Below are 21790 nucleotides of genomic sequence, written 5' to 3' on the forward strand. Positions count from 1 at the left end.
ACACATACATTATGCGATCAATCATTATCGGCACAATTTGCCTTATATCTTTCGGTGCTACGGCTCAGAACCGGGATGTCGCGTTTAAAAACTACTTTGATACCCTTGCTGCTCATCAGCTGTACGACGGCAATATCACCCTGGCGGAAAACGGTCACAAGGTGTATGCCTTTTCAGGGGGATATGCGGATTACGCCCAACAACGGCAGAATACGGAGCAATCGCGTTTTAACCTGGCCTCTGTTTCTAAAGTGTTTACTTCCACTGCCATTCTCCAGTTGAAAGATAAAGGCAAACTAAAGCTGGATGACGAAGTGCGCCGGTATCTTCCTGATTTTCCTTTCCCTGGTATTACCCTGCGTCATCTATTGACACATACTTCAGGGTTACCTAACCTGGAACTGTTTGAAGAGACGGTGAAACAGTATCCTGATACAATCATCACTAACATCGCTGTATTGCCTTTGTTAAAACAATGGGAAAAAGGGTTGTATTTCAAACCGGGCGATGAGTTCAGGTATTGCAACACCAATTTCAATCTGCTGGCTTTGATCATCGAAAAGGTTTCGGGACTTGATTACCCGGGGTACCTGGAAAAATATGTTTTCAGACCGGCAGGGATGAAAAATACTTACGTACGCGGCGTAAACCGTATGGATGACCCTTTAGCCGTAAAACAACAGGTGAAGCCAACCTATTATGATACGGCCTGGTCGCAGGCTGATAAAGTGGCGCGTTACCGGTACACTGAATATAATAACAGCGGCAGTATCGGGTCTTCCAATATCATCACTACAACAGACGATATGCTGAAATTCGATAACGCTTTTTTTAGCGGGAAGTTGTTGTCACGTACTACCGTTGAAGAAGCGATCACCCCGGTTAAGCTAAACAATGGAAAAACGTATGAAGAACACATGGACACTATGCTGGGAGAGGGTACAGGACAATACGGCCTGGGCTGGGAGATATTTAGCATGCCGGGATACGGAAAAGGAGTAGGGCATGGAGGGTTTAAATTTGGCCTGGCCACTTTCTATTATCATAACCTCGGCACCAGACAGGTGATCGTGGCCTACATGAATGGCAACAGTTCTTTCGGTGCCAACGTAACCTCCTGTTTTTACCTGCTGAACGGCAAACCGGGCATTCCCTTATCTTTAAAGAAGTCTGCTGTCCGCGAATATGCGCGGGCATTGATGACAAGCGGAGCTGACCATGCTGCCTGCATGTTGCATCTTTGCAAGGCCGACAGTGTCAACTATTATTTTAATCCAAGGGAAATGAACTTCCTGGGATATGATTTCCTTTACCAGTCCAAAGCCCGCGACCATTTGCAGTGGTCGTTGGAAACATTTAAGCTGAATACCTTCCTGCAACCGGCTGATTTCAACACTTATGACAGTTATGGCGAAGCATTGTTGGAAGCCGGGCACCGGGAAGATGCCATAAGGATGTACAGAAAGTCGCTGGAACTTAATCCCAACAGCAAAGATGGAATAAAGGCGATGAAGAAACTGGGATTGATGTAAGAAGTCTTTTATGAAACCTTTTTTATGACAGGTGTTGCATATTTTCCGGTAATCCTTTGTTTATGTGTTAATCCCCAGTTTCCCAACACGGAAACCACTTCTTTTACAGTCATGCCATATTCGGTCGGCAGGTATTCCACTACCGCTGGTGTCCGGTCGGCTTTTACTTCTCTTTTCACCAACCCGTTCAACTCCAGTGATTTCAGTTCTGCCGACAATACCCTGGCTGAAATTCCTGTGATGACCCGCTGCAACTCATTGAAGCGGTAGTGGCCGGTCACCAGGGCCGTAATGATACGGAGCTTCCATTTGCCTCCCAGTACATACATGGCATCTTCCACCGAAGCCAGCCGGGCGGCACATTCCGTTTGTTTGAAGTCTGTTTTTTTCATGTGCTTATAGGATTAAATAACATACAGGTTACTACTAACCTTTTGTTTACTACGGACCTTTCCTTAGCGAATGTAGGTAGTTTTGATGCATCAAACAGTAAGAGAAATGAAAAAAATATTGCACATTATTACAAGCCCGAGAACAGATGCTTCTGTCAGCAGGAAATTGGGGAATGCTGTGGTGGAAAAGATAAAAGAAAAATATACAGGCAGCAGCGTGACAGTGCGGGACCTGGCTAAAAATCCGCCTCCCCACCTCAATGAATCTCATATCAATTCGTTTTTTACCCCGGCGGAAAACCGCACCGCCGAACAGCTTTATGACATCAGGTATTCAGAGGATGCCATTCAGGAACTAATGAATGCTGATATCCTTGTGGTAGAAACCCCGATGTACAACTTCACTATTACTTCCACGCTGAAAGCCTATTTCGACCATATTACAAGGGCCGGAATAACATTTAAGTATACCGGAAATGGCTTGCTGCCGGAAGGGTTGTTAAAAGGTAAACAGGGATATATAGTGACTTCCTCCGGCGGAGTTTACTCGGAAGGTGACCTGAAAGCCTACGATTTCACGGAACCATATGTACGTTCTTTTCTATCAGTCATAGGAATCGAGGTAGCGGGCGTTTTCAGGGCCGAAGGGCAGGCGGTTATAGGGCCAGAGGCGGCGCTTGAAAAAGGAGTGGGGAGTATTGTGGTTGGAGGGTAAATGGTATAGTTTGTAGTTGTTAAAAAGCATCGCGGAAGCGATGCTTTTTTATTATTGAAATTATCTTGTTTGTCAGACTGTTAGATGACTAGTCTTGATTATGCGCAGCTGCTGGTTTAAAAACGCTGCGCTTTTTATAGGAAAAATTGTACACTTGTATATAGAAACACCAAAATCACCCCACCGTTTAGCTTTTCTGTTGATGAGATTTAAAATACTACTTTACAGTACTGAAAATAGAGGTACTATACCGGTAAATTATCAGCACCCCTTAAGTGCAGCTTTGTATAAGATCATTGCAAAAGGTGATGCGCAGTATGCTACCTTTCTTCATGAAACAGGCTATGGAAAAGGTATTAAGTTGTTTACTTTTTCACAGCTAAATGTCCCTTTTAAAATTGAGGGTGACAGATTGAAATTACTTGGAAATGAGGTAGATTTTCAGGTGACATTCCATTTGCCCCAAACGGCAGAAAATTTTATAAAGGGATTGTTCCAGAGTGAACAGCTGGAGATCGCAGATATGAGAAGCCGCTGCCGGTTTATCCTGAAATCGATTACAAGTCTGCCCAACTTGTTGGAGTCGTTTCGTGACAGCGAAGTTATCACTTCGACCCTTCAGCCACTTTCTCCTGTTGTGGCTGGTTTGCGTAATGAAAAAGACCAGTATGAATTTTTATCGCCTGAAGATCCTCGTTTTATTGAGAGCCTGATATATAACTGGCGAAGTAAAATTTCCTCTTGTTATAACGATGTTATTGCCGCTGCTGCGGTGTTAATAGCAGAAGTTAAACCGGCAAAAAGACCCTATAAGTCCAGACTTATTACTATAAAATACGGGAAACCAGAAGAAACCAAAATTCGGGGATGGCTAAATTTGTATATAAAGGTAATTGCAGAGAAAAGGTTTGTGGAGTTGCTTTTAAACTCGGGTATTGGCGTATATAGCTCACAGGGAATGGGATGTGTGCAACTCGCTAATAACTGGTTCGATTGAGTTTTAATTGAAATGAACCTAATCCCAGCATACATATAGACATTTTATTAAATAATAAAAAATACAAATGTAAATACTTAAAACATATACGGGGAATGCAATACTAAATAATGCATTGATGACTGTTGAAGCTTTGGCAAAGCTGAAGAGTGTTTCAGAGATTACTCCTTCATTGTTAAAAGAATTGTATGACAAAGTAAATCTGAAAGAGATTAACAAACGGCTGAAAAGTTATACAATGGTGTTTCTGAATAACCCTTTGGTTAATCCTGCCAAGAAAGCTAATGGAGCTGGAGAAAGTACTTATCACCATTTATTAAATGCCATTATGGATAGTTTTGAATCCGAAGGCGATAATGTGTGCGAAATTTCAGGTTTACGATTTAGTAAAACTTTCGAGAATTTTTATGAGGAGGAAATAGAACGCCAAAAAGAATTACTTATAAGAGACATTAAAGACGAGAAGCAACTCAAAAAAGAGATAAGGAATATTGAAAAAACAGACACGCACGTGAATCGATCCTGGTTTCCTTTGATTGGAGGTTTAGGTTCAGATGCACAAGCTTTGCCCCAGGCAAAGTTTACAGTGCACATACATCCAATATGTGTTCCTATTCTTCAATTTTTACCGTTGTCTGCGTTGTTGTATAAACGAGGGGTTTTATTGGTGGATTCGGCCAATTTTGAGTTGTCAAGAGCGATGGTGGCTGAAAATGCGAGGGTAGTAGCAGAAAAAATTCAAACTATTCCTACAAAGGAGCGAGTAGAGAATGTCAGAAATTTTTCTAGGGGAGATTATATGATTAAGGTATTGGAGGTCCTAAATAGGAAGGAGTATTTCGAAGAGACTTACTCAGATTTGAATATGTGGAGTTTTTCCAATTTCGGCAATGATGCAAGTTGTAAAATAGACAGACTACCCAATTCCTTTATCAGAAAACTCCAACGGCTATATAAGAACGCTAAAATTGAAAGAGAGCTCAGAGAAATTTTATCCAACAATGAAATAGCTTTTAACTTCCTTGAATGCCTGGAAGAGAATAGTGATTGGTCCTTGCTCTATCCTGGTGTATTTGGAAGTGGGAAAAAGAAAATGGAATATGAGGGTGTTTCCCCTGAATTTTTGGAAGCCTATTATGAAGAGATAGGCAGAAGCCATTTTGTTTCTATAGCAAAATATATTGCAGGATTAATCGAAAAATACAAATCCCATACATTCGAAAAAATATTGAATAAAAAATATGGATGGAATGATCCCGAATATCGGGTAGAACTGTTTAAAGTGTTTGTTAAGGCTACGGAAAATGGTGAATGGAGTATGGCAGATCATATTACCATTCTTGATAACAAGGAGGAGTTGCCCGTTAAAAATAACTATTATCAACTACATAAATTAATCCATTTCTTTACGCAAAAGAAGATTTATAGTAATGTGCTGTGGAAGATTGATGTGTCAAAAGCAAGAGTTTATAAAGCATGTACCTGGATAATAGGTCTGATCCAGAATGATTCAAAAATCAATACAATAAAGTCTAATCTGATTAATCCGAATGAATATACTAAAGTTGGATATGACAGAGTTATTTTTGATGCTATTGATAATTTTGAAGTGGAAATTGAAAATGTCATAGAAGTACTATATGACAATGCCTTTACTTTTAAGAAGTTTGGGTTGAATGAACTTTTGAGAATATTCTTTTCTCAACCTCAACAAGAAGTGTTTTCGGTTTTACCTTGGGAAAGTAGATTGAAAGAAGATCATAGTTTCAAAAAATGGCTTGATAGGATTCGACGTTTTTCAGACGATTATCGGAATTACTATTATATGAAATATCAAAAATCGACCGAAGACAGGGCGCCATACAATAAATTTATTAAGACAGTTAGTAGTATCGTAAAGGAGAATGATCAATTTTATTCTTTGCTTAACGAAATGATTTATAATACCAATCAGTTTATAAAAGAAAATGAACGAATAAAAAGCGATAAGTGGAGGGTAGAGGATCTGTTGACTAATCCACTTGGAAATAATACGTGGAACATCTGTGTGCTGGCGATTAAATTTTTATTGAGACAATCGGCCGTAAAACCTTTAACAGAAAAAGATATCGTTAACAAAAACCAAAACTAACCTATTATGTCAAATTTGAATAATATTGCAGGCGCACTGTTAATTGATGCAACCGCGACCTTCCTTAACGGAGCAGGTCTGGGAGTTCAGGAGGATAAAAACCGTGTAATACCTAAAACCTATAGAGAGAAAGTGAACGACAGGGTGGAAGAGGTGCCCTATGTGTCTGCCCAGTCATGGAGAAGGTGGCTAAGGGATACAGCCAATGAGGAGAACAACTGGAATCCCAGCGAATTACGGGCTATAGGAGAAGGTTCTGAAAAGGGAAATACCAATAAAATAGCGACTGAGTTAAATCCCATTGATTTTCCTGAAGATGATTTATTTGGTTATATGAAAGCCGGAGCCAAGGGTGAAGAAAGCATTCAAAGAACTTCCCCTTTTAAATCATCTATTTTGAAGGGGATAAAAAATATGCGTACAGTAAATATAGATGAGGCATTTGTTCACCTGAAAGAAGGAACCCCATTACCTTATTCCACAAAGTTCTACTCAACACATCTGGAAGGTTTTTTTAACCTGGAATATTATCGTTTAGGTGTATATGACAATCTTGGGAGTAGACAGGAATTATCTTCTGAATTGGTGGAGAAACACGCGGATAAATTTAACAAATCTGATTTAGGAGGTAAATTTAAGCGGTATGAACTGAAAAATGGAGCCGAAGTCAGAAAGGAGCATGCTGCGGGATTGTTGAAAGGATTGGCTTATTTGAGAGGTGGGGCAAAACAAGCGGCATTTGGCGCTGATGTATCTCCTAAAGTTTTAATTTTTGCCGGGCTGGGATCGGCAAACCCAATTTTTAATAATTTATTTATTGGAACGGGAGAAAGACCAATTTTGAATATTGATTTGTTGCTGGAGTTATCAAATGACTATAAAAGCAGGCTGGCAACTCCAATTTATGTTGGATTAAGAAAAGGTTATCTGCAAAATGAAGAGGAAGTTACAAAAAGATTAGAGGAGGGTTTTGTACTGGCCTCCCCAATAGAAATAGTAAACCAATTCACCAAAGCCTATTTAACGAATGGATAAATTACTGGAAGTGCGATTTTCAGGATGGACGTCTACTCCCCGGTTACCGTTTATTCTGTCAGGAAATGCTCTTTGTATGCATACACCGAGCTACTCCCTGGTTTTAGGAATTATCGGGTGCTGTCTTGGAAGGGTCGTTTTGCCTAAAGAAGTCAGGATCGGATTTAAATATTCTTACGACACTGTTGCGCAGGACCTGGAGACGAGGCAACGTCTTGAGTTTAATGGGAGGAAGATAAAACAACATAGCGAGGGTACAGATGCTTATATACGGGAATTTCACACATCTCCCAGGCTGCTAATTTGGATTGACAGGATTGACTGGATGGAGTATTTTGAAAATCCAGTGGGAACTCCATCTCTGGGGCGATCACAAGATATTCTAAAAATAGAGAACGTCTCAATAGTTGAAGTCGAAAAGGTGGGTAAAGGAAATATGGGTGGCTCGTTATTGCCATTCTCTGCTGGACTACGTGCAGGTGGGCAGTTGGTGCAATTAGCCGAATCTTTCCTTGAAAATGAAGAAGTGGGTTCTGGTAGAAGACCTCAGGCGTCCAGGGTATTTATTTCTATACCACATGACAATGATGATGTAGTAGAGTTAAATAACATTTATCAAAAGAAATCGGAAGAACCAGTATCATTTTATTTGCACGAGTTTATTAATGAGTAAGCAGTATTTTGATCAATTTTGGGCAAAGGGTGATGGTGTAACCACTCTTGAGATGCATACCAGACATGTTATTACAGCGGCTATAAATTTATTGAAGTCGCTTCCTTTAAATGAGTCTGAGAGAGAATATTGGGAGCGGAAAATGGTGAGGTGCGCTGTTTTACACGATTTGGGTAAAATTCATAAGGAGTTTGTGGAAAAGTTGAAAGGCCATAAGGAGGGAGGCATTAGGCACGAGTTGGTGTCGCTGCTGTTGTGTATTAATTATTTGCAGCTGGATAATGATGAGCTATTCGCGATTGCGACACATCACAAAGGGATTGTAGATACGCATGGTCTGAAAGGGAGCTTTTTGCTTAACCAAATAATTGAATATATTGAACAGTGGTATAATTCAGACTCTTCGATTTTTCAAAGTAGACATATCCTTGACTGGTTACAGATCTTCGGGCTGAGTATGCCGATAGTTGAACAAGAGCCTGTGAAAAAGTTGCCCAAAGAAATGATAATGCTGTTAAATGTAGGATATCAAGCTAAAGCATTACCAGATCCCGAGCATAGGAGGCAGCTTTCTATGACCCGGGCTTTGTTGATGGCTTCGGACCATTTAGGCTCTGCAAGAAAGGAAAACGATATACCGCAATATAAACAGCTGGAACTGCGCGATTTTCAACCGGGTAAGGATGGGGAATATCTTCCATTTCGTCCATTTCAGGATCGGTTAAGAGGAATAAAAACAGATGTTATCCTGCATGCACCCACAGGGTCAGGGAAGACGGAAGCCGCGTTGAATTGGATATTTGCGAATCAAACTAAAAATTCAAGGGTGTTTTATTTGCTACCTTATACAGCAAGTATTAATGCAATGGTTTCCCGATTACAAATGCATTATAATGAGAATGTTGTAACCGCTTTACATTCTAAAACAATAGATTTTTTCTATGAACAGATTTCTGGTGAATATAACAATCTAGAGAAGGATTATAGAAAGATTGAGTTGGAAGCAAGAGATAGAAAATCGCTTTCCAGGGAGTTATTCTACCCAATAAAGGTCGCGACGTTGCATCAGATTCTGAAAACGTCCCTTAAGGGCAGGGGATGGGAGTTGGCTTTGTTCGATTATAAAAATGCGTTATTTGTTATTGATGAATTTCACACCTATGATGCTTTATTGACGGGCATGTTGTTGGCAACAATAAAGCTCTTCAAAAGAATGTTCAATGCTAAGTTTTTCTTTTTGTCAGCTACCATTCCTGATTTTATGCTGAACCTTATCATTGACGAAATTTATGCGGGTGATCAGTCAATGCTTGTTCGGCCAGACAGGACAAAGGAGCAAGACCGGGATGTGTTAGATAAAAAAAGGCACCGCTTGTATTGTAAGAGTACCGCTACAATTGAAGATGAAATAGGCCTGGTTAAGAAGTATTTGGACGCGGGAAGATCGGTTTTAATTGTTGTGAATAATGTGAAGACTGCGCAAAAGCTGTATAGGGAAATTGATATTGGTTGTACAGTACAACTTTTGCACAGCGGTTTAAATAGAAGGGACAGAACTGCCATTGAGAAATTGATTGTTGGCAAGGATATTTCGCTGCGTCCTCAATTGTTAATTGCTACTCAAGCTGTAGAAGTTAGCCTGGATATCGATTATGACGTTGCTTTTATAGAAAATGCCCCCATTGATGCTTTAATACAGCGATTTGGAAGAGTCAATAGAGCTGGAAAGAAGATGATTCCTCCAATAGATGGAAAACTGGGTTTTAATACTACTAGCGTTCCCGTTTACTTGTTTGAAAATTCAATTGGGGTTACACCATTCTATGATGTGAAGGTTTTGAAAGACACCTGGAGTGAATTGAGCCGCTTCAATCATTGCGAACTGGGAGAAGATGAGCTAATTGGCGTGTGTAACAATGTTTACAGGGATGGTTATAATGAGGAGCAGCAAAAAGACTTTAAGAATGGATTACATCATTCAGTCATCAATCAGTTTGAAGAAGAATGGATCGCCGGACATTGGCGAGATTGGGTTGAAGATATACTGAAGAATAATAATCAAAAGATTGAGGTGCTTTGTTTTAACCTCATTGAAGAATACCAGGAAAAGGTATCCCAAAGAAGATTTTTAGAAGCCAATCAATTATTGGTTCAGGTTTATGCTTACGAAGCAAAGATATCCAGAAACAAAATGATGGGAGATGTTTTGATTGCTGTTAACCTGGAATACAATCCGATGATTGGATATATAGAAAAGAAGATAACGGTTGACGATCAGATATGGGATTAGGTTTTGGGGATAATTCGAGCTTAAGTGACAGAGTGGTCACTGATATAATGTATTTTTCTAAAAATAATTTCTCTATTAATGAACATCACCGGAACACATGTTGCCTATCTGCATACTTGCAAACGAAAGCTATGGTTGTTTGCTAATGGTATACAAATGGAATATACTTCTGATATAGTTGCTGATGGTAAATTAGTTGCAGAAACTACTTACCTGGACCGATCCAGAAAATATACCGAGTTGGCCATTGATGGAATTAAAATAGATTTCTTCAATGTAAAGGACAAGATAGTTCACGAAGTAAAAAAATCGGATAAAGTGGAAGTTGCGCATGTTGCCCAGTTGAAATATTATCTTAGTGTTTTGGTAAGGAACGGAATTGTTGATCCGAAAGGGGTTATAGAATATCCCAGACTAAAGCAGAAAGAGTACGTTGAATGGAATGATGAATTTTTACTGCAAGCCAAACAATGGGAAGACGAAATTTGCCTGATTGTTCAGAGTGATATTTGTCCATCTATAGTGAAAAAGGGAATTTGTAAGAGTTGTAGTTATTATGAACTCTGTTATATAGCTGAAGTATGAAGAAAACGTACTACCTTTTCAATCCAGGTCGCATGAGCCGTAAGGACAATACACTTAAGTTTACTCCGGTGGATAACATGGGGAATGAAGGGGTTCCTAAATATATACCCATAGAAGGCGTGTCTGATCTGTTTTGTTTTGGTGCATTGGATGCCAATAGTGCTTTGTATAATTTTTTAGGTAAGGAACAGATTGCTGTACATTTTTTTGATTTTTATGAGCACTATACTGGTAGCTTTATGCCCAAGGATTATTTATTGGCGGGTCGCATGCAGATTGAGCAAACCAATCATTATATGTCGAAAAGTAAACGATTGGTAATTGCACGAAGGTTTGTAGAAGGTGCGGCGTTTAATATTGTAAAAAATCTGCGCTATTATCAGTCACGTGGGAAGGACTTAAGTTCTATAATTGAAACCATCGAGAAACTCTGTGAGTCCGTATCACAGGCAGTCGATATAGATGTGCTGATGGGGGTCGAAGGAAATATCAGGCAGATTTATTATGAGACCTTTAATGTGATATTAAATGATTTTTCGATGGATGGCCGCAGCAAACAGCCTCCGCAAAATGAAGTAAATGCGCTGGTTTCTTTTGGTAATATGATGTGTTATGCGCTTTGCCTGGGGCAAATTTATCATACTCAACTCAATCCGACTATCAGTTTTTTGCACGAGCCTGGATACAGAAGATATTCGCTGGCGTTGGATGTAGCCGAGATATTTAAACCTATTCTGGTTGACAGGGTTATTTTCAAGGTGCTGAATAAAAAGGAAATTCAGGCACGGGACTTTGATGTTCAGGTAAACAGCGTATTATTGAAAGATGCGGCCCGTAAGATATTTGTGAGAGCGTTTGAAGAGCGCCTGAATGAAACTATTAAGCATAGATCACTCAACAGGCATGTTAGTTATAAGCATTTAGTAAAGTTGGAATGCTATAAGCTCACCAAACATATTTTAAATATGGAGGAATATAGGCCCTTTAAAAGTTGGTGGTAACATGTATGTAATTCTGGTTTACGATATTGGAGAGAAACGTGTAGGGAAAATGCTCAAGCTGTGTAGACAGTATTTGAATTGGATACAGAACAGTGTATTTGAAGGGGAAATCACCGATGTGAAGCTAAAAGAGTTAGGCTTCCGGGCAAAGGAAATAATGAAGATGGAAGAGGATAGCCTGATTATTTTCAAAAGTAGAAATGAAAAGTGGCTGGATAAGCAGATCTTAGGAAAGGAAAAGAGCGAGCCGGATATTTTTCTGTAGTTGTCGAATATTATGTTATTTGTAATTTGGGATCCGTCCTTTAATACAGGTACTTTGTAAGTTGTTGACTATCAGTGTGGTGCAAGGTTGTCGGTGCTAGGACAAAATCCAGGTATTTCGCATCGACAACTTTTTGTAGGAAATAGCTTCTTCTTATGAGTTATAAAGCTTTGAAAATGAGCTTTTTTTGTCGTCGATTTGGCGGGTCATAATCGAACCATAGTGGAATTGAAATTTGTTGGTAAAGCTCCATGTTCCGGGCAATCATTGGTCATAATCGAACCATAGTGGAATTGAAATATTGTGATCTTTGTATTGTTGTTCGGCCGCCTGCTGTTTGTCATAATCGAACCATAGTGGAATTGAAATATCATCGCAGGTAGCTGACTTCTTCACTGCGAAGCCGTCATAATCGAACCATAGTGGAATTGAAATAGTATAAATTCCAGAGGCCTTACGTTGGCCAGGACCGTCATAATCGAACCATAGTGGAATTGAAATTATAATTGGGATTACCGTGGCGTAAAGGCTGACAGTAGTCATAATCGAACCATAGTGGAATTGAAATTTGATAAGCGCAGAACCCTTGCAGGCAAGTATTTCCGTCATAATCGAACCATAGTGGAATTGAAATGAGATAGAAGACAGGCATCCAGACAGTGATATTGAGATGTCATAATCGAACCATAGTGGAATTGAAATACAGATGGCTGTTGGTGCTGGCATTCATCCCCGCAGGTCATAATCGAACCATAGTGGAATTGAAATACTCTTCTGTTAAAATGAGCGGCATCCGGCCCGCATAGTCATAATCGAACCATAGTGGAATTGAAATGTGATTTGCGCATTTGCTCTAATGATTCGCTTTGGTCGTCATAATCGAACCATAGTGGAATTGAAATTACATTTTGAACTTGTCTCCATTGACACACAAATGTCATAATCGAACCATAGTGGAATTGAAATAACAAGAGCACAGGACGAGAAGTGAGGCCCGCGACGTCATAATCGAACCATAGTGGAATTGAAATTGTGTAGCAAACGCGCCTTATCGAAAGAAGATGCGCGTCATAATCGAACCATAGTGGAATTGAAATCTGAAATGTAATATTGTTCGTCATTGGGGTCAGGCAGTCATAATCGAACCATAGTGGAATTGAAATCTGAAATATAAGTCTACTTGGATGGGGGAAATGACTGTCATAATCGAACCATAGTGGAATTGAAATACAATTCAAATGTCAGTTCCCCTACTTTGAACCGGGTCATAATCGAACCATAGTGGAATTGAAATACATGAAGTATTATGACTACATGAAGACTGCATTCGGTCATAATCGAACCATAGTGGAATTGAAATTTGCCAGTTCCTCCGTGAGGACCAGCGGCATACGGGTTATAATCGAACCATAGTGGAATTGAAATTCCGTACATGTTTGATGTTCTTGTTAGGGTCTGATAGTTATAATCGAACCATAGTGGAATTGAAATTACAGATCCAGTACACGCTGGGTATCATTTTTCCGGTCATAATCGAACCATAGTGGAATTGAAATGAAGATGCCGACGACCTGAACATGCCGGAACTGGCAGTCATAATCGAACCATAGTGGAATTGAAATGTATAAAGACCGGACCAGCTACCGTAAAATCGGAAGGGTCATATCGAACCATAGTGGAATTGAAATCCGTAACAAAACGCAACATGTCTTAACCAACAAACAGTCATAATCGAACCCTAGTGGAATTGAAATGCTTCGCCGGCCCTTTGGATTTGCTTTTTACCTCAAGTCATAATCGAACCATAGTGGAATTGAAATCCGGTTTAACGACCGTGTTGCCAGCCTGCACAAAATGGTCATAATCGAACCATGGTGGAATTGAAATCCCATGTAGGCCGTGCCCGCAGTCTGTGCTATCTTCGTCATAATCGAACCATACTGGAATTGAAACATCCGGGACACAAATATCGTCCTCCTGTTCATCAGGATCATATTGGAGTTAAACCCAAGCAAAAAAAATGAAAATCAAAAAAAGCAGAAGAGTAATTTTTAAAAGTCGGGGCATAAAAAAACCGTCGCTAATCTACTGTCTTTCAAATAGTTGCGACGGTTTCGTGTACCCCAGATGGGAGTTGAACCCACACTCGCATTGCTGCGAACGGGATTTTAAGTCCCGCGTGTCTACCAATTCCACCACCAGGGTATCAAGGTGTAAAACCTGGAGCGGAAGACCGGGCTCGAACCGGCCACCCCGACCTTGGCAAGGTCGTGCTCTACCAAATGAGCTACTTCCGCAGGTTGTCTAATATAAGAACTTTTTCAACGTTTTAGCCATGGCTTTTTTCGTTGGGACTGCAAAGATAGTAATCTTTTTGAAGCTGCAAAATTTTTTTAGCGTTGAGCTAAAAGAATTTATGTATTCCGGAAAATTTAACTGCAATTAAGGCTTCAGCTCATAGCTGTATTTTACCATACCCAGCAGCTCTTTCCCTTTGCCATAACAGGTTTCTTTGGATGGAAGCCCGTTGCCCTGGTACTCGTATTCCCAGATAGTGTAAGACGACGTTTGTGCATTGACGGTAGTCATCTTCGTTACCTGTCCCTGGGCATTGTATTCAAAGATATAGTCTGGCAGCATACGCTTCTTCGCAGGCTGATAGCGGTATACATCGGTCAACTGACCGTTTTTGTCATAGTTGTAATAGGTACGTTTGGCAGGCACGCCTTTACGCTGCTCCAGCTCTTCGGTAACATGACCGGCACTGTCTGTCTTAAAAGCCACCACCGCAGAGTCGGTGCTGTTGCTCTTTTTCTGTACCATCTGCTGCAGGTGCCCGGCGCTGTCGTAGGTGTAGTTACGGGTCTCGTCAAAACGGATTTTGCTCTCCCGGGCAACGGAGCTGCTGCTGACAGACTGCAGTCTGCCCTGGGCGTCATAACGGTATAACGTGGTGGTGATACTGGCGGTGGAACTGTCCACTGTCCTGGTCAGCTGCCCCTTGGCGGAAAAGGAGGAGGTAAGGGCGGAATAGCCGGTGGCGGTGGACTGCGTCTGCGATTTCATCTGGTGATAGGTAGGGCTCAGGCTGCGCTCGCAGCGGAAATCCCGGTCAATCTCCATATTGGCGTCCAGCGTCATCACCCGCTGCAGCTGCACCTTGTTCTCCTTCAGCAAGGCCATGGTGGCCATGGTCTGCTGCGTATTATAGATGTCCTGGAAATAAAACTGTGCATATGCTTTGCTGCCCACGGCCAGCATTCCCAATACCAATAGAATCGTCTTCTTCATGTAGGTATGATCGCAGATTTTTTGATGGTGACAATTACGACAAATGTAAAACGCAATTTTCATATTAAAATTTTTTGACCACATAAACTAGCTGCCGATTATTATTTATCTTGGTGGCCGATTTCATATTACAACCATCTAAATCGCGTGAAAACACAACCTTTACGGTCTGAGAAAAACTGTCTCAACTGCGGTACGGAGGTGCCCCAACGTTTTTGCACTCACTGTGGACAGGAAAATACAGTACAACATGAAAGTTTTGGCCATCTGGCAGGGCATGTCGTGGCTGATATCGTCCACTACGACTCCAAGTTCCTGACAACCCTCAAATACCTGGTTGTCCGCCCGGGTTTCCTGACGAAAGAATACTGGGCCGGTAGAAGAAAACGTTACGTCAATCCCATTCAACTGTATATTTTCATCTCCTTTGTGTTTTTCCTGTTCTTTGCTATCCTTACTCATTCACCGGAAGATCATGCGGACAGGAAAAAAACGGTACACAAGGAAACGGCTGTTCATCCTAAGGACGATAAGGTGGTAGACCTCAGTGCCATGGATACCCATTACAGCAGCGAAGCGGAATTCGACTCGTTACAGGCGGCCCTCCCTCCGGATAAAAGGCTCACAGGGGTCGAGTACCGCTGGCAGCGCCGCATCGCGGGACTAAAGGAAAGCGGCCAGACCGCTGATCAGGTGATAATGGAAATGTTCTCCCATAGTCTGCCTAAAATCATGTTCCTCCTGATGCCACTGTTTGCACTAATGGTGAAGTGGAGCCACCGCAAACGTAAACTGGTATATACAGACCATGCCATTTTCACTATTCATATCCACTCCTTCCTGTTTATCATCCTTTTTGTAGGACTGGTGGTCCGTTATTTTGTTCATGACGATATGCCGCTGGACCTGGCCTACTGGGGCGGATTCTTCTATCTGGTATTGGCATTGAAAAATGCCTATCAGCAGTCTTTCTGGAAATCGTTTTTCAAAGGAACATTGCTTTTTACCGGCTACGTGTTCATCGCGGCGATAGTATTCATGGCGTTTATATTCGCAGTGCTGTCCGTATAATGCCCTTATCTGATTAGAAATTCATATTACAACTGTCTATATCGCGTGAAATCACAACACTTACGCTCTGAAAAAAACTGTCTCAACTGTGGTACGGAAGTGCCGGAACGCTATTGTCCGCTCTGTGGACAGGAAAATACAGTGCAGCACGAAACCTTTGGCCACCTGGTCGGGCATGTGGTGGCGGATATCGTCCACTACGATTCCCAGTTCCTGAAAACACTCAAATACCTGACCATCCGCCCCGGCTTCCTGACAAAGGAATACTGGGCCGGAAGAAGGGTCCGGTACGTCAATCCCATCAAACTATACGTATTCGTATCATTCGTGTTCTTCTTCGCCATGGCACTGATCAATAACTCAAAAGACCATGGAAAGAAACCGGTAGTGCATGCAAGCACGGCAACAACGCGAACAGAAGAAAAACAGGTGTACGACGGAACCGATTATCGCAGCGTGGCAGAATATGATTCTGTACAGGCGTCGCTGCCCGCGGATAAACGTAACCACGGACTGGAAGACCGCATGGAGCGCAACCTTGCCAGGATGCGGGAGCACAAGCAAGGCAGCAGGGCGGCGTTTGTGGAGATGTTTGTCCATAGCCTGCCCAAGATCATGTTTATCCTTATGCCATTGTTCGCCCTAATGGTGAAATGGACGCACCGCAAACGTGGGCTGGTATACACTGATCACGCCATTTTTACCATTCATTTTCACGCTTTTCTGTTTATCATTCTTTTGGTGGCGCTGGTGATACGGTTCTTCATCCACAGGGAAACACCGCTGAACCTGGCCTACTGGGGCATATTCCTCTATCTGTTGCTGGCGCTGAGAAATGCCTACCAACAATCATTCTGGAAGGCGCTGATAAAAGCGCTGCTGCTTTACCTGGGATATTTTATCGTGGCGCTTACGGTATTCGTGCTTTTTTTCTTCGTGATGCTGCTGGCCTGACCTTTAGTCTTTATTTTATAACCATGTACGTCCCGTGAAATCACAACACTTACGCTCTGAGAAAAACTGTCTCAACTGCGGTACGGAAGTGCCGGAACGTTATTGTCCGCTATGTGGACAGGAAAATACCGTGCAGCACGAAAGCTTCGGCCACCTGGTGGGCCACGTGGTGGCGGACATCGTTCATTACGACTCCCAATTGCTGGCAACATTGAAATACCTGACCATACGTCCGGGCTTTCTGACAACAGAATACTGGGCCGGCAGAAGGGTGCGTTATGTGAACCCGATTAAACTGTACATATTCATATCGGCCGTCTTTTTCTTCTTCTTTCTGACGCTGGCCGGCAGCCAAAAAGACCATAATGCCAGGCCAGGCATTCAGACAGACCTGGTGGATATGGAGGTAGGGGACATAGGCTCCGATTATAAAAGTGTGGCGGAATATGATTCCGCGCAGGCTGCCAAACCGGCCAATAAACGGTATACAGGGCTGGAAGACCGCATGCAACGCCGCCTTGCAAGAATGCGGGAAAACAAACAAAGCGCTAAAGAGGTGATCCGGGAAATGTTTACGCATAACCTGCCAAAGATCATGTTTATCCTCATGCCGCTCTTTGCGCTGCTGGTAAAATGGACGCATCGCAAGCGCCACCTTGTATACGTTGATCACGCCATCTTCACGGTACATGTCCATTCTTTCCTGTTTATCATTCTCTTTGTGGGACTGGTGGTACGCTATTTTGTTCACGATGATTTACCGCTGGACCTGGCCTACTGGGGCGTATTTTTTTATCTGGTATTCGCACTGAAAAACGCTTATCAGCAGTCATTCTGGAAATCGTTGCTGAAAGCGTTGTTGCTGTACTGTGGATATTTCACGGTGGCTGTGATATTGTTCGTAGCTTTTCTGTTTGGCGTGCTTGCCAGCTTTTGATAACGACAGGAAGATAAAATATTATCTTTTTTCTTTAAATTGAGTGATGCAACCGGAATTTATTATCATACACCAGCAAGTGGCGCCCTATGTGGCCCACATCCAGTTAAACAGGCCCAAAGAACTGAATGCCCTGAACCTCCAGCTGATGGGCGAATTACGCGATGCCCTGAAACTCCTCGATGCGGATGAACAGGTACGTGCGATCGTCCTCAGCGGCAATGAAAAAGCTTTCGCCGCAGGCGCTGATATCAAACAGATGGCGGAAAAGTCTGCTATCGACATGTTTAATACAGACCAGTTCAGCACCTGGGACACCATCAAAAGAACAAAAAAACCTATCATCGCGGCAGTGAGCGGCTTCGCCCTGGGCGGCGGCTGCGAACTGATGATGCTCTGTGATATGATCGTGGCCAGCGAGACAGCCCGCTTCGGCCAGCCGGAAATAAAACTGGGCGTAATGCCTGGCGCCGGCGGTACACAGCGACTGACCCGCGCGGTAGGTAAAGCCCTTGCCATGGAGATGGTGCTCACCGGCCGCTTTATTACGGCCCAGGAAGCACAACAGGCCGGCCTGATCAACCGCGTAGTGCCGGTGGAACTGTTCCTGCAGGAGGCCATCAAACTGGCAGGTGAAGTGGCTGCTATGGCCCCGCTGGCAGTGAAAATGGCGAAAGAGGCCGTTCTCAAAGCTTTTGACACCACCCTCGATGAAGGCCTCCACTTCGAAAGGAAAAATTTCTACCTGCTCTTCGCTTCCTCCGATCAGAAGGAAGGTATGCAGGCGTTCATGGAGAAAAGAACCCCCGATTTTAAAGGTCAATAATCAACAAACAATATAAAAGATTGAAAAACCATTAAACTTTTTTGTTATTTGATTTGTTAACCTGATATCGAAGAAACCCGTAATTAGCAGCCGCATCGCAGGCTAGTGGTACCTGCAGGCTTTTGGCAACCCGTTTGTATTGATGACTAAAAATTTAACCATGACCGTTAAGTTGTTACCTGTAGCAATGCTTCTGATCAACTTCTGTTCAACGGCCTGTAATGGCCCTGCCCAGGAAATCAGGGCCGTCATGCTGGCAGATGACACCACAGCGCCTCCCACAGACACCATGATCGCCAATGGCGATACCATTCAGACCGACAGGATCGCTTCCTGGAAAAAATTTGAACAGTATAACGGACAATTCGCGGAGGAAGTGGCGCTGCTGGAACAGGAACCGTTGAGATCCCGCCTTGACCGGCTGTTGGGCAAAAACCGTAAAATCTTCATGGAACGCTTCAAAGTATGCCCGCCCATCGAAGTGGATGACAAAACCCTTTTCAATCAGGGCCGTATGCCCGATGAAACCGGTCCCTATGAAGCGGCCATCGCCATCGATATGGACCGCGATATCGTTTACGCGGCTTATTCCTTCCATAAAAACGTTATGATCTTCTCAGAGAAAAATGATACGCTTTACCCGGAGAAATTCAGACAGTGGCTTCACCGCTGATGATATAAAAGAGATCGCCCCTTGCTGAATCATATCAGCAAGGGGCGATCTCTTTATCTGGTAAGTTTATTTATCAAACTTATTTTTCAACGCTGCCAGCTTCGCCTGGAAATCGTTCATAGGCGCTTCCTTGGCTGGTTTTCCCTTGCGGTCGTCGCGGTGATCGTCACGACGGTCGTCACGACGCTCTCTGCGCGGTCCGCCACCGCCGCCCTGGGCTTTCTCCTGGTCTTTCATAGACAGGGAGATGCGTTTACGGGCGATATCCACTTCAAGAACGGTCACCTGTACCTTCTGGTTCAGCTTCACGGCTTCGTTCGGGTTGCTGATGAATTTGTTGGACATATGGGAGATATGCACCAGGCCATCCTGCTTTACCCCGATGTCCACGAAGGCGCCGAATGCGGTGATGTTGGTCACAACGCCTGGCAGTACCATGCCCACTTTCAGGTCTTCGATTTTGTGGATGCCTTCTGCGTATTCAAAGATAGCTATTTCATCACGCGGGTCGCGGCTGGGTTTGGCCAGCTCTTTCAGGATATCCTCAATGGTGAGCATACCGGCGTCTTCGCGTACGAAGTCTTTCGGGTTGATTTTTTTGCGCAGGTCTTCCTGGCCTATCAGTTCCTCAATGCTGCAGTGTTGCTTCTCGGCAATTTCTTTCACGAGGGCGTAGCGTTCAGGGTGTACGGCGGAATTGTCCAGCGGGTTGTCTCCGTTTTCAATGCGGAGGAAGCCGGCACACTGTTCAAAGGCTTTGTCACCCAGCCGGTGTACTTTCTTCAGCTGTGTACGGTTGCTGAAGGCGCCGTTTTCCTTGCGGTATTTCACGATGTTTTCCGCGAGGGAAGGGCCAAGGCCGGAAACATACGCCAGCAGGTGCTTGGAGGCGGTATTGAGGTTTACGCCCACATTGTTCACGCAGCTTACTACCACACGGTCAAGGCTCTGTTTCAGGGAAGACTGGTTCACGTCGTGTTGATATTGACCTACACCAATGGATTTGGGGTCGATCTTTACCAGTTCCGCCAGCGGATCGATCAGCCTGCGGCCGATGGACACGGCGCCGCGTACGGTCACGTCCTGGTCGGGGAATTCTTCACGGGCCACTTCAGAAGCGGAATACACGGAGGCGCCGCTTTCGTTGACCATAAACACGTTGATCTTTTTGCCGAAGTCTATCTTTTTAACAAACTCTTCTGTTTCGCGGCCGGCGGTACCGTTGCCTACGGCAATGGCCGCGGTATCGTACCGGTTAACCCATTTTTTCAGCAGGGCTTCGGCGTCATCTCTTTTATAGTTTTTCTCGAGCGGGAAAATCACGTCATGGTCCAGCATATTGCCCTGGTTGTCCAGTGCCACGGTCTTGCAACCGGTACGGTAACCCGGATCGATGGCGATCACGGCTTTAGGGCCGAGTGGCGCTGCCAGCAGCAGCTGACGCAGGTTCTCTGCAAATACGTCGATCGCTTCGGCATCTGCCTTCTCTTTGGCCACGGCCCTGAATTCATTCTCCAGGGAAGGGCGCAGCAGGCGTTTGTAAGCATCGGCGCCGGCTTTGGCCACCTGCTCGGCGGCAGCGCCCTTGCCAGTCACAAATTGTTTGTTGATCAGCTCCATGGCCTCTTCTTCCTGTGGCGCAATGGTGCTGAACAGTATGCCTTCAGACTCGGCACGCAGAATAGCCAGTACCCGGTGGGACGGCACTTCGCGCAGGTCTTCCGAAAAGTCGAAATAGTCTTTGTATTTGTTGCCTTCCTCTTCTTTGCCTTCGGCTACTTTGGAAGTCATCTTGCCGGTATGGGTAAAGAGTTTACGCAGTTTGTCACGGCATTCGGCGTTCTCATTGATCCATTCAGCGATAATGTCGCGGGCGCCTTTCAGGGCTTCTTCTGAAGAGGCTACCTGCTCGTTGATGAATGTCTCTGCAGCGCTGGTGTCTCCGTCCTGCTGGGCAAACAGCAGCTCGGCCAACGGCTGCAGCCCTTTCTCGATGGCCACGGTGGCGCGCGTCTTGCGTTTGGGCTTGTAGGGAAGATAGATGTCCTCCAGCTCTGCCAGCACCCAGGTACTCTCCAGTTTCTCCAGCAGCTCAGGGGTCATTTTCTCCTGCTCCGTAATGGTTTTGATAATAAACTCACGACGGTCGTCCACTTCTTTGTAACGCTTTTGCAGGTCTTCAATCTTGCCTATCTGCACCTCATCCAGACTGCCCGTCATCTCCTTGCGGTAACGGCTGATAAAGGGCACAGTAGACCCTTCGGACAATAACACCATGGTGTTCTCTGCCTGTTTGGCGGAGATGCCCAGTTCGGATGAAATAAGCGTAATGTGTTTCGCATTCATATCAATACTTTTTGGGATTTTTTTATGTTGGCAACAGACCCCGACACCTCTGTTTAAACAGGTATCTGCCCCGCCG

At 43.6% G+C, this 21790-nt stretch carries 18 protein-coding genes, 2 tRNA genes and 1 CRISPR repeat array; of the genes, 15 read left to right on the forward strand and 5 right to left on the reverse strand.

What is annotated here, in order from left to right; translation table 11 throughout:
• Window positions 1-11 precede the first annotated feature (11 nt).
• Window positions 12-1532 (forward strand): serine hydrolase domain-containing protein, encoded by a 1521-nt coding sequence (locus tag HGH92_RS20020; protein WP_168872527.1) that lies wholly within the window; start codon window positions 12-14, stop codon window positions 1530-1532.
• Window positions 1533-1540: 8 nt separating this feature from the next.
• On the opposite strand, the gene HGH92_RS20025 is transcribed toward HGH92_RS20020, so the two are convergent.
• Window positions 1541-1924 (reverse strand): winged helix-turn-helix transcriptional regulator, encoded by a 384-nt coding sequence (locus HGH92_RS20025; RefSeq protein WP_168872528.1) that lies wholly within the window; start codon window positions 1922-1924, stop codon window positions 1541-1543.
• A 106-nt stretch (window positions 1925-2030) separates the two neighbouring features.
• Between HGH92_RS20025 and HGH92_RS20030 the strand changes: the two genes are divergently transcribed.
• The 9 genes from HGH92_RS20030 (at window position 2031) to cas2 (ending at window position 11616) form a co-directional block, all read left to right on the forward strand.
• Complete coding sequence (locus HGH92_RS20030) at window positions 2031-2639, forward strand: FMN-dependent NADH-azoreductase (RefSeq protein ID WP_168872529.1); 609 nt, start codon at window positions 2031-2033, stop codon at window positions 2637-2639.
• A 154-nt stretch (window positions 2640-2793) separates the two neighbouring features.
• A complete protein-coding gene (cas6, locus tag HGH92_RS20035; protein ID WP_168872530.1) occupies window positions 2794-3636 on the forward strand; it encodes a CRISPR-associated endoribonuclease Cas6 in 843 nt (280 codons plus the stop codon).
• 118 nt (window positions 3637-3754) lie between these two features.
• Window positions 3755-5767 carry a hypothetical protein gene (locus HGH92_RS20040; protein WP_168872531.1) on the forward strand — a complete coding sequence of 671 codons (2013 nt, stop codon included), beginning with the start codon at window positions 3755-3757 and terminating at the stop codon, window positions 5765-5767.
• 6 nt (window positions 5768-5773) lie between these two features.
• Entirely contained in the window at window positions 5774-6802 is a 1029-nt protein-coding gene (cas7i, locus tag HGH92_RS20045; RefSeq protein ID WP_168872532.1) for a type I-B CRISPR-associated protein Cas7/Cst2/DevR, read from the forward strand.
• Window positions 6803-6878: 76 nt separating this feature from the next.
• Window positions 6879-7475: a hypothetical protein gene (locus HGH92_RS20050; protein ID WP_168872533.1), complete on the forward strand. Its 597-nt coding sequence runs from the start codon at window positions 6879-6881 to the stop codon at window positions 7473-7475.
• Window positions 7468-9765 carry a CRISPR-associated helicase Cas3' gene (gene cas3, locus HGH92_RS20055; protein WP_168872534.1) on the forward strand — a complete coding sequence of 766 codons (2298 nt, stop codon included), beginning with the start codon at window positions 7468-7470 and terminating at the stop codon, window positions 9763-9765. Before HGH92_RS20050 ends, cas3 begins: the two co-directional genes overlap by 8 nt.
• Window positions 9766-9843: 78 nt before the next feature.
• Window positions 9844-10350 carry a CRISPR-associated protein Cas4 gene (locus HGH92_RS20060; protein ID WP_168872535.1) on the forward strand — a complete coding sequence of 169 codons (507 nt, stop codon included), beginning with the start codon at window positions 9844-9846 and terminating at the stop codon, window positions 10348-10350.
• Window positions 10347-11351, forward strand: a complete 1005-nt coding sequence (cas1b, locus tag HGH92_RS20065) for a type I-B CRISPR-associated endonuclease Cas1b (protein WP_168872536.1) — start codon at window positions 10347-10349, stop codon at window positions 11349-11351. Before HGH92_RS20060 ends, cas1b begins: the two co-directional genes overlap by 4 nt.
• A gap of 1 nt (window position 11352) precedes the next feature.
• Window positions 11353-11616, forward strand: a complete 264-nt coding sequence (gene cas2 / locus HGH92_RS20070) for a CRISPR-associated endonuclease Cas2 (protein ID WP_168872537.1) — start codon at window positions 11353-11355, stop codon at window positions 11614-11616.
• A gap of 205 nt (window positions 11617-11821) precedes the next feature.
• Window positions 11822-13569: a CRISPR direct-repeat array (repeat unit 30 nt; unit sequence GTCATAATCGAACCATAGTGGAATTGAAAT).
• 166 nt (window positions 13570-13735) lie between these two features.
• Here cas2 and HGH92_RS20075 read toward each other — a convergent pair.
• The 3 genes from HGH92_RS20075 to HGH92_RS20085 form a co-directional block, all read right to left on the reverse strand.
• Window positions 13736-13821, reverse strand: a tRNA-Leu gene (locus HGH92_RS20075).
• A 16-nt stretch (window positions 13822-13837) separates the two neighbouring features.
• Window positions 13838-13913 (reverse strand) — tRNA-Gly (locus HGH92_RS20080).
• A gap of 145 nt (window positions 13914-14058) precedes the next feature.
• Window positions 14059-14907 (reverse strand): hypothetical protein, encoded by an 849-nt coding sequence (locus HGH92_RS20085; RefSeq protein ID WP_168872538.1) that lies wholly within the window; start codon window positions 14905-14907, stop codon window positions 14059-14061.
• A 147-nt stretch (window positions 14908-15054) separates the two neighbouring features.
• On the opposite strand from HGH92_RS20085, the gene HGH92_RS20090 reads away from it, so the two are divergent.
• From HGH92_RS20090 to HGH92_RS20110, 5 genes are all read left to right on the forward strand, one after another.
• The gene (locus HGH92_RS20090; protein ID WP_168872539.1) at window positions 15055-15978 is read left to right on the forward strand and encodes a DUF3667 domain-containing protein; all 924 of its coding nucleotides are present in this window, start codon (window positions 15055-15057) and stop codon (window positions 15976-15978) included.
• A 45-nt stretch (window positions 15979-16023) separates the two neighbouring features.
• A complete protein-coding gene (locus HGH92_RS20095) occupies window positions 16024-16932 on the forward strand; it encodes a DUF3667 domain-containing protein (RefSeq protein WP_168872540.1) in 909 nt (302 codons plus the stop codon).
• A 34-nt stretch (window positions 16933-16966) separates the two neighbouring features.
• Window positions 16967-17869, forward strand: a complete 903-nt coding sequence (locus HGH92_RS20100; RefSeq protein WP_168872541.1) for a DUF3667 domain-containing protein — start codon at window positions 16967-16969, stop codon at window positions 17867-17869.
• A 46-nt stretch (window positions 17870-17915) separates the two neighbouring features.
• A complete protein-coding gene (locus tag HGH92_RS20105; protein ID WP_168872542.1) occupies window positions 17916-18695 on the forward strand; it encodes an enoyl-CoA hydratase-related protein in 780 nt (259 codons plus the stop codon).
• Window positions 18696-18855: 160 nt separating this feature from the next.
• A complete protein-coding gene (locus tag HGH92_RS20110; RefSeq protein WP_168872543.1) occupies window positions 18856-19368 on the forward strand; it encodes a hypothetical protein in 513 nt (170 codons plus the stop codon).
• A gap of 66 nt (window positions 19369-19434) precedes the next feature.
• On the opposite strand, the gene HGH92_RS20115 is transcribed toward HGH92_RS20110, so the two are convergent.
• Window positions 19435-21714, reverse strand: a complete 2280-nt coding sequence (locus HGH92_RS20115) for a Tex family protein (RefSeq protein ID WP_168872544.1) — start codon at window positions 21712-21714, stop codon at window positions 19435-19437.
• Window positions 21715-21790 lie beyond the last annotated feature (76 nt).

The sequence above is a fragment of the Chitinophaga varians genome, from assembly GCF_012641275.1.
GTDB classification, from domain to species: domain Bacteria; phylum Bacteroidota; class Bacteroidia; order Chitinophagales; family Chitinophagaceae; genus Chitinophaga; species Chitinophaga varians_A.